Origin of the sequence: Oerskovia rustica (assembly GCF_014836555.1) — a bacterium.
Lineage (GTDB): Bacteria > Actinomycetota > Actinomycetes > Actinomycetales > Cellulomonadaceae > Oerskovia > Oerskovia rustica.
Genome location: NZ_JACSQQ010000020.1, coordinates 64,402 through 73,606, shown reverse-complemented (window position 1 = coordinate 73,606; position 9,205 = coordinate 64,402). Strand labels below are relative to the sequence as shown.

At 72.1% G+C, this 9,205-nt stretch carries 8 protein-coding genes; 2 read left to right on the top strand and 6 right to left on the bottom strand.

What is annotated here, in order from left to right; genetic code table 11:
* Positions 1-46: 46 nt before the first annotated feature.
* The 4 genes from H9652_RS12750 to H9652_RS12735 form a co-directional block, all read right to left on the bottom strand.
* Entirely contained in the window at positions 47-1,528 is a 1,482-nt protein-coding gene (locus H9652_RS12750) for a flotillin family protein (protein WP_191796580.1), read from the bottom strand.
* A 139-nt stretch (positions 1,529-1,667) separates the two neighbouring features.
* Entirely contained in the window at positions 1,668-2,162 is a 495-nt protein-coding gene (locus H9652_RS12745) for an NfeD family protein (RefSeq protein WP_318244155.1), read from the bottom strand.
* 208 nt (positions 2,163-2,370) lie between these two features.
* Entirely contained in the window at positions 2,371-3,495 is a 1,125-nt protein-coding gene (locus H9652_RS12740; protein WP_191796579.1) for a phosphotransferase family protein, read from the bottom strand.
* Positions 3,496-3,579: 84 nt separating this feature from the next.
* Complete coding sequence (locus H9652_RS12735; protein WP_191796578.1) at positions 3,580-4,644, bottom strand: hypothetical protein; 1,065 nt, start codon at positions 4,642-4,644, stop codon at positions 3,580-3,582.
* 93 nt (positions 4,645-4,737) lie between these two features.
* Here H9652_RS12735 and H9652_RS12730 point away from each other — a divergent pair, with 93 nt between their 5' ends.
* A complete protein-coding gene (locus H9652_RS12730) occupies positions 4,738-5,331 on the top strand; it encodes a TetR/AcrR family transcriptional regulator (RefSeq protein ID WP_168210032.1) in 594 nt (197 codons plus the stop codon).
* A gap of 127 nt (positions 5,332-5,458) precedes the next feature.
* Here the strand turns inward: H9652_RS12730 and H9652_RS12725 are convergent, their stop codons facing one another.
* Together H9652_RS12725 and H9652_RS12720 are read right to left on the bottom strand one after the other, a co-directional pair.
* On the bottom strand, positions 5,459-7,246 hold the full coding sequence (locus H9652_RS12725) for a pyruvate dehydrogenase (RefSeq protein WP_191796577.1): 1,788 nt from the start codon (positions 7,244-7,246) through the stop codon (positions 5,459-5,461).
* Positions 7,247-7,453: 207 nt separating this feature from the next.
* Positions 7,454-8,722: an MFS transporter gene (locus tag H9652_RS12720; RefSeq protein ID WP_318244154.1), complete on the bottom strand. Its 1,269-nt coding sequence runs from the start codon at positions 8,720-8,722 to the stop codon at positions 7,454-7,456.
* A 144-nt stretch (positions 8,723-8,866) separates the two neighbouring features.
* Between H9652_RS12720 and H9652_RS20330 the strand changes: the two genes are divergently transcribed.
* Complete coding sequence (locus H9652_RS20330; protein WP_191796575.1) at positions 8,867-9,166, top strand: GNAT family N-acetyltransferase; 300 nt, start codon at positions 8,867-8,869, stop codon at positions 9,164-9,166.
* Positions 9,167-9,205: the final 39 nt, after the last annotated feature.

Here is a 9,205-nt window from a genome sequence, read left to right as displayed (position 1 = left end):
CCCCCCCCCCCCCCCCCCCCCCCCCCCCGCCGGTGTCAGGGACGGATCAGTTGGACGACGCGGTCGACGCGGCCGAACCGTTCGACGCCGACTGGCCGCTCAGGTGACCGCCGGCGAGCCCGGCGATGAGCTGGTTGATGTCGACGCCCGTGAGCTGCTTGATGACCTGCTGGCCCTCGCCCAGCACCGACGCGACGTTCTTGGTGACCGCGCTCGCGCCGTCGGTCGAGATGACGGTCATGCCCTGGATCTTGCCGATGGGCTCGGCCGCGGCGCGGACGATCTCCGGGAGGCGCTCGATGAGCTCCTGGACCAGGGCCGCCTCGCCGTACTTCTTGAGCGCCTCGGCCTTGGCGTCCGTGGCGACGGCCTCTGCGCGCCCCTCGGCCTCGACCGCGAACGCCCGCGCCTCACCCTCGGCCTTGATACCGACGGCCAGGGCGACCTGGCGGTCACGCTCGGCCTCACCGGCGCGGCGGACGGCCTCGGCGGAGGCCTCGGCGTCCTGGATCGCGGCGGTCTTGTTGGCCTCGGCGATCGTGGTGCGCTTGTAGGCGTCGGCCTCGGTCGCGGCGTTCGACGAGTCGCGCTGGGCGTTGGCGCGCTGGACCTCGGCGTAGGCCGCGGCCTCGGCGGGCTTGCGGATCTCGATGTCGAGGCGCTCCTGCGTCACACGGGCCTGCTCGGCGAGGGCCTCGCGCTCCTCGACCGCGACCAGGCGCTCCTGCTCGGCCCGGGCGAGCTGACCTGCGGCCTCCGCCTCGGCGTTGGCCTTGTCGGTCTCGGCCTTGATGATCGCGCGCTTGAGGTCGAGGGCCTTCTGGCGCTCGGCGATCTGCTCGGCGGCGTCGATCGCGGCGAACTCCGACGCCCGCTGCGCCTCGGCCTCGGAGACCTCGGCGACCTGGCGGGCCCGAGCGGCCTCGGCACGGCCGAGGTTCGCGAGGTAGTCGGAGCCCGGCGTCGAGATGTCCGAGATGTTGAGCAGGTCGACCTGCAGGCCCTGCTCCGAGAGGTCGGTCTTGGTCGACTCGACGACGCGGTCCGAGAGGCCCTTGCGGTCGGAGATGATCTGCTCGATCGTCATGTCGCCCACGATCGAGCGCAGCGAGCCCTCGAGGGACTCCTTGATGATCTCGGTCAGCGTGCCCTGCTGGGACAGGAAGCGCTGGGCCGCACGGCGCACGCCCTCCTCGTCACCACGGACCTTGAAGTTGATCGAGGCCTTGATCGCGATCTTGATGCGGTTCTTGTCGACGCCCTCGACCGTGATGCCGATCTGGCGCTGCTCGAGGGAGATGGAGAAGCCCTGCTGGAGGATGGGCCACACGAACGTGCGGCCGCCGGTGACGACGCGCTGGCCGGTGCCCGCGGCCTCCTTGCGGCCCGCGCCGCGCCCGACGATGATCAGGGCCTCGTTCGGGGGGACGCGCCGGATGCGCTTGGCGATGAAGGTGATGATCGCGAAGAACGCGATGACCAGGGCGATCGTGGCGATGATGCCGACGAGGTTGGAATCTTCGAGCATGTCGGTACGCGCCTGCGGCGCGACTCCTTTCGGTGGCGGGTCGTGCGTGCGGGTCGTGCGGTCGTGCCGGTCCTGCTGGTGGTGCTGGTGGTGCTCGTCGTGCGGCCGGGGTCGCCGGCGGGGTCATCCGTGGGAGAGGTCAGTCGTTGGGGAAGTACCGCCGGACGCGGACGCGCGTGCCGGACTGCTCGAGGACGACGACGCGGGCCCCCGAGGGGATCGGCTCGTCGGCCCAGGCGAGGCGTCGTTCGAGCTCGTGCGCGGCGTCGAGCGAGACCTCTCCGGTCGCGGGCGAGATGTCGCTCGTCGCGGTGCCCTGGACGCCGACGAGGGAGACCGGGACGGCGTCGTCGGACGCGCGGAGCTTGGCCGTCAGCACGGCCACGAGGAGGACTGCGAGGGCTGCGAGGACCGCGGAGCCCACGTACGCGAGGACGACGGGCAGGTCGTTCGAGACGACGATCGCCCCGGTCGCGCCGAACACGATCGCCCCGACGCCGAGCGAGGTCCCCGAGACGGCGCCGTCGCCGAGCTCGATGAACTCCCCGAGGATCATCGAGATCAGGACGAGCGCGAGCCCGACGATGCCGACGACGACGAACGTGATCACCGCATACCCCCCAGGGTCGGTCACGTCGCGCCGCCGAGCACGGGCCGCCCGAGCACTTGACGTGATCGTGAACTTGCCCGAACTCTAGCGTGACTCAACCCTGCCCCGGGACGAGATGGGTAGTCCGCACCATGCGGCCCGTTCGTCCCGGGTGGTCCCGCGCTCTGCGGAGCGGCCGTCGGACGCACCCCGGGACATGGCCCGATGCGCGTCCGACGGCCGGTGCGTGGGGTCAGCGGGAGAGCTGGTCCAGCAGCACGTCGAGGTTCGCCGCGGCCGTGTCCCGGTAGCCCTGGACCCATTCGCCCTGGTAGTCGCGGGGGACGACCTCGGTCACGAGCACCGCGCTGATGTACGCGCGGTACAGGAGCAGGCGCACGTCGGCGGCCCCGAGCGTGCTCGCCCCGGGACGCACCTGCCCGACGGCGCCGCGCACGCGGGGAGCGCCGTCGTCGGGCGGGATTTCACCCGGGGCGGGGGACGTGAACCACGGCTCCTCGACGGGAAGTCGGCCGCCCGCCGAACGGTAGCCCTCGGCGATTGCGGGCGGGACGGGACCGAGGCCGAGCTGGTCGGCGCCCGCGAGCTCGTACAGGGGGTCGGCCCACAGGCAGCGCTCGGTGTCGATCACGCCGCTCAGCCGCAGCGGGGACGGCTCGTCGGGGGAGCCTGCGGGGTCCACGGGGCCGGGCGACCCGGCCGCGAGGAAGAGGTTGCCCGGCCACAGGTCGGCGTGGACGAGGCGCGGGACCGTGACCTCGGCGAGCGCGTCGTGGTGGTGCGCGACCACGGCCCGCAGGGCGTCGGCGGGGAGGTCGACGTCCCAGGTGCGGGCGTCGGCGAGCAGCGCGTCGACCATGAGGCCGAACGCCTCGGGCCACGTCGGGGCGCTCATCCCGGACGCGGGGGCGGGGTAGCCGAACGCGTCTCCCGTGACGGTGTGCAGGCGGGCCATGAACGCGCCGAGGTCGTGCCGCACGCGCTCCGTCGCGGCGTCGTCGAGCGGGGGCAGCGTGTTCCACACGTCGCCGTCGAGGAACGTGACGACCAGGGCGTCGCCGTCGAGCGCGGTCCGGCTGAAGTCGCTGTGGACGACGCGCGGCATGAGGAGGTCGGGGCGGTCCGCCACGCGCCGGTAGACGTCCTCCTCGGTGCCGAGGATCCCGTGCTCGTAGCGCAGGAGGCGGGAGGTGTCGGCGCTCGTGATCTTCACGACGAGGCGCCGACCGTCCGTGAGGTCGACCCGGAACGTCGAGGCGAACAGGCCGCCGTCCAGGGGAGCGGCGTCGGCGATCTCGCCGAGCGGGGACACGATGCGGGAGAGCTGGTCGTCGGTGACCGTCATCTTGGTGAGCACGCTGGCGATCGTATCGATTCGAGGGGTTCTGCGGACGGGGGGCGGACGGGGCGGGCGCACGAGCGCCGCCCGCCCCGGCGCTTCTCAGTGGACGGTCGCCAGGGCGTCGACCGCGGGGGCGCTGGTCGCGGTCGGCGCCGTCGACCGCGACGTCCCGCCACGGACCGACCCGGCAAGCACCAGGCCGACACCCAGCACCGCCCAGCCGCCGAGGACGAGCCAGGGGAACGACGCGTCGGCGCCCGGGAAGTAGGACAGCGTGCGCAGGAGGGTCGCCGACGCGCCAGGCGGGAACCACTGCCCCATGGCCCCCCACGGGGACAGCAGCATCTCGACGGGCATCGCGGCAGCCGAGATCGGGTTGGCGAAGAGCAGGAAGACCACCGGCCCGACGGCCAGACCGGGCCGCCCGAGGATCGTGGTGGCGCCGACGATCGTGCCCGAGATCCCGAGGAGCGTGAGCGCGACGGCGGCGGAGTCGGCGAGGAACGCACCGTGCAGTCCCCCCATGCCGTGGAGGATCGCCGCGATCATCAGTCCGCCGCCGACCGCATAGGCCCCGAGCCCCGCGAGACGGCGCCCCGTGCCGCGCACCACGAGGGCGATCGCGACGCCGCCGACGAGTCCGCCGAGCACGAGGGGGAACGTGGCTGCGGCGAGGGTCGTGCCACGGGCGTCGTCGGGGGAGAGGGGCACCACGTCGGTCAAGACGACGGTTGGTGCTGAGCCGACCGGTGCGCCGTGAGCGGCCGCTGCGGCGTCGACCTGGACCTGGAGCGCGGTCGCCCGCTCGCCGAGGAGCTGGGCGACGACCGGGCTCGCGGCCGAGGCCGTGAGGATCTCCGGAGCGGGACCCAGGACGATCGCGCCGTACGCGTCCCGCGCCTCGACGAGCGCCACGGCCTCGGAGCGGTCGGCGACGGCGGTGACGTCGAGGACGCCGGGGCTGCTCGCTTCGAGGCCGGCCTCGACCTGGGTGACCTGCTCTGCCGGGCCGGCGACGGCGATCGGGAGGTCCCGGGGGTCGGCCGTGACCGAGGGCCACAGGAAGGCCAGGACGAGGGCGCTCACGAGGGCGACGAGCCCGAGGGTGAGACCGAGGGTGCGCGGCCAGGGGGTGGTGCCAGGACGCGGGGGCAGGGCGTTCATCTCGGGGCTCCTTAAAACGAATGTTCGTTCTTTATAGACTCGCGCCCGGCGCCCGCGCCTGTCAAGAGCGAACGTTCGGTTTATGGTGGGTCGGTGCCCAGAGTGACCGAGGAGTACCGAACCGCGCGCCGCGAAGAGATCGTCGAGGCCGCCCTGCGGGTCTTCCGCCGCAAGGGGTTCCAGGCTGCCTCGATGGCGGACATCATCGCCGAGTCAGGTGTGTCGGCCGGCGCGATCTACGGCTACTTCGCGAGCAAGACCGAGCTCGTCCACCAGACGGCGAGCCGGATCGTCGGCGCGCGGGTTCTTGACATCGAGAAGCTCGCCGCGAACGAACCGCTCCCGGTCCCGGCCGAGGTCGTCCGGGTCCTCATGACCGGAGTGCAGCGCGAGCTCCGCGACCCCCGGATCCTCGTCCAGCTCTGGGGAGAAGCCATGACCGACCCCGCGCTGCGAGAGCTCGCCGCCGGCGTCATCGACCGCATCCTGCGGACCTTCGAGGACTACCTCACCGTGTGGCACCGGAACACGAACGGCCACGGCGAGGCCGAGGCTGCGGCGCTCGCGGCCGAGCAGGCGCCGCTGTTCGTCAGCGCGTGCCAGGGGTGCATGCTCCAGTCGGCACTCGTCGAGGACTTCGACCGCGACGGCTACCTCGACCTGCTCGTGCGCTACCTCCCCCGCTGAGGGGCGTCGAACGCCGGACGCCGGACGCCGGACGCCGAGCGTGCAGTTCGGGCTGTCCCGGGAGCGTTCTGACAGCCCGAACTGCACACTCGACGAGCCGGGGCCGGGGCCGGACTCCAGGCCGGACCTACGGGCGCGGCACGTTGCGCAGGTTCGCCCGGGCCATCGACACGACCTCGCCCATGCCGCCGCCCAGGACCTCCTTGCTCATCGCGACCGCGAAGCCGCGGACCTGCCCGGCCGTGATGGTCGGGGGGAGGGACAGCGCGCGCGGGTCGGTCACGACGTCGACCAGCGCGGGCCCGGGGCGCGAGAGGGCGCCCCGCAGCGCCCCCCGCACGTCCTTGGCCCGCTCGACCCGCACGGACGGGATCCCGATCGCGTTCGCGACCGCGGCGTAGTCGATGTGCGGCGACTCGGTGCCGAACATGGGCAGCCCGTCGACGAGCATCTCGAGGCGCACCATGCCCAGGCTCGCGTTGTCGAACAGGACGATCTTCACGGGCAGCTCGTAGGCCTTGATGGTGATGAGCTCGCCCAGCAGCATCGACAGCCCGCCGTCGCCCGCCATGGCGACGACCTGGCGGTCGGGCTGCGCGGCCGCGACGCCGATCGCGTGCGGCACCGCGTTGGCCATGGACCCGTGCAGGAACGACCCGATGACACGCCGCTTGCCGTTGGGGCTGATGTACCGGGCAGCCCACACGTTGCACATGCCCGTGTCCACGGTGAACACCGCGTCGTCGGAGGCCTCCTGGTCGAGGACGTCCGCGACGTACTCGGGGTGGATGGGGGAGTGCTTCTCGACGTCCTTGGTGTACGCCCCGACCACGCCCGTCATCGACTTCTCGTGCTTGGCGACCATGCCGTCGAGGAACGAGCGGTTCTTGGCCGTGTCGACGAGCGGCAGCAGGAGCCGCACGGTCTCGCCCACGTCGCCGACCACGGCGACGTCGAGCCGGGTCCGGCGGCCCAGGTGCGTGGGGTCGGTGTCGACCTGCGCGGTCCGCACGGACTCGGGCAGGAACTGGTCGTACGGGAAGTCGGTGCCGAGCAGGACCAGGAGGTCTGCCTCCTGCATGGCGTCGTGCGCGGCACCGTAGCCGAGCAGCCCGCTCATCCCGACGTCGAACGGGTTGTCGTACTGGATCCACTCCTTGCCGCGCAGCGAGTGGCCGATCGGAGCCGCGATCTTGTCGGCGAGCGCGATCACGTCGTCGTGCGCCCCGCGGGTCCCCACGCCCGCGAAGATCGTGACCTTCTTGGCCTTGTTGATCGCGTCGGCCAGGGTCCGGAGCGCGTCGGGGTCCGGGACGATCCGGGGCTTCGCGGGGTGGACCGCGACGTCGATGACCTCGGCTGCGGCGTCGAGGTCCGCGACGTCGCCCGGGATGGTCAGGACCGCGACGCCCGGGGCGCCGTACGCGTGGTGGATCGCGGAGTTGATGACGCGCGGCGCCTGCGTGGCCGACGAGATCATCTCGGAGTACACCGAGCACTCGGTGAACAGGCGGTCGGGGTGCGTCTCCTGGAAGAAGCTCGTCCCGATCTGCGCGCTGGGGATGTGGCTCGCGATCGCGAGGACGGGCACCTTGGAGCGGTTGGCGTCGTACAGCCCGTTGATGAGGTGCAGGTTGCCGGGCCCGCACGAGCCCGCGCAGACCGCGAGCTTCCCGGTGACCTCGGCCTCGGCCGCGGCGGCGAACGCGGCGGCCTCCTCGTGGCGCACGTGCACCCACTCGATGCCCTTGCCCTTCCCCTTCTGGCTGCGCCGGACCGCGTCGACCACGGGGTTGAGGCTGTCGCCCACGATCCCGTAGATGCGTTCGACCCCCGCTTCGACGAGCTGCGCGACGAGGAGGTCGGCGACCGTCCTGTTGCGCTTGTCCTGGGGCCGGCCGAGTCCGAGAGCCATGAGGAAACCTCCGCACGAAAGGGTTGGGGACCTCTCCATCGTGCGCCGGAAGCCCGCGGGACGCAGCCGCTGGGGCCGTTCCGCTGGTCACGTCCGGGTGTCAGGTCCGCGTCACAGCGGGTGCGCGTCGAGTGTGCAGCTCGGGCTGTCCCCAGTGCCTCGGGACAGCCCGAAGTGCACACTCGACGAGCCAACGGGCGGCAGTGGCTACGCCTCGTCGGTCACGACGGGGTCGTCGGTGAGATCCGGGCGCGGCGCACCTCGGCGCAGGACCCGCAGCGAGGCGAGGACCGCGACGACCGCGAGCCCCGCCGCGATCATGACGACCTGGAACCCCGCGTGCGCGCCTGCGGCGTCGATGCGCGAGCCCGCGATCGACGCCCCGAACGACACGCCCACGCCCAGCGACGTCCCGACCCACGCGAGGCCCTCGGTGAGCTGGTTCGGCGTCACGAGGTTCTGCACCAGGGCGTTGCCGTTGATGAGGGTCGGGGCGATCGTGAAGCCCGTGACGAACATGACGACGGCCAGCATGGGCAGCGACGTGACCACGAAGAACAGGGAGACGCCCAGGGCGAGCGCGACCATGCCGATCGCGAACCGCTTCCACAGCGGCGAGACCCAGTGGCGGGCGCCGTAGGCGAGGCCCGAGATGAGCGAGCCGAGCGCGAAGACCGCGAGGATCAGGCCCGACGCCGACTTGGACCCCTGCTCCTCGGCGAACGCGATGGTGGAGACGTCGGTCGCGCCGAAGATGAAGCCCATCGCGACGAAGACGACGGCCAGCACGACCATGCCGGGCGAGCGCATCGCGGAGCCGTGCTTGACGCCTGGGACGACGGGGATCACGGGTGGTTCGGTGCGGCGCTGCGACAGGAACCACACGCCGCCCACGACGGCCGCGACCGCGGGGACGATGATGCCCGCCGAGTCGGTGACCTCGGTCGCGAGCAGGGTCGCGAGGACCGGGCCGACGACGAACACGAGCTCGTCGAGAGCGGACTCCAGGGAGTAGGCGGTGTGGAGCTGTCGCGGGTCCTTGACGGCATGGCTCCAGCGCGCGCGGACCATCGATCCGTAGGAGCCGATGCTCGCGCCCGCGACGACGGCGCTCACGTAGAGCCAGATCTCGGGGGCCTGGTTGACCGCGGAGAGGATCAGGCCCACGAGCCCGAGGGTGCTCACGACGAGCAGCGGGCGCATGACCTTGGCCTGGCCCACGCGGTCGACGTAGCGCGCGATCTGCGGCGAGGCGATGGCCTGCGCGATCACGTAGGCCGCGGACACGCGTCCGGCCAGGGCGTACGAGCCGTAGATGCCCTGGATCATCAGGACGATGCCGATGCCGACCATGGACATCGGGAGCCTCGCCACGACGGCGGCGGCCGAGAAGTTCAGCGCCCCCGGCTTGCTGAGGACGACACGGTAGGGGTTGCGGGAGTCGTCTGCCGCTGCGCGAGGGGGATCCTGTACCACCGTCTCATTCTCCCATCCGTTGCCCCGGTCGACGGCACACGCGCGGCGCGTGCGACCCCGGGAGCCGGCGACTCGTCGGCACGTACCGAGTGTCACCGTTCCACCGGGCGCGCGCGAACCGATGCGGCCCCGCATGATGAACGGGTGAGCGAGCAGACGCAGGAGATCGCGGTCGTGGACAACACGGCCGAGGAGCGCTTCGAGGCACGCACCCCCGAGGGGGAGGTGGCGGGTTTCGCCGCGTACGTGCGACAACCTGGCCAGGTCGTGTTCACGCACACCGAGGTCGACGACGCCTTCGCGGGCCACGGTGTCGGGTCGACGCTCGCGCGCGGGGCGCTCGACCAGGTGCGGGCCTCGGGGCAGAAGGTCGTGCCCCTGTGCCCGTTCATCCGGGCGTTCGTGCAGCTCCACGAGGAGTACCAGGACCTGGTCGCGCGCTGACGCTCACCTGTCGCGGAAACGACCGAGCGGGGCAGGTCG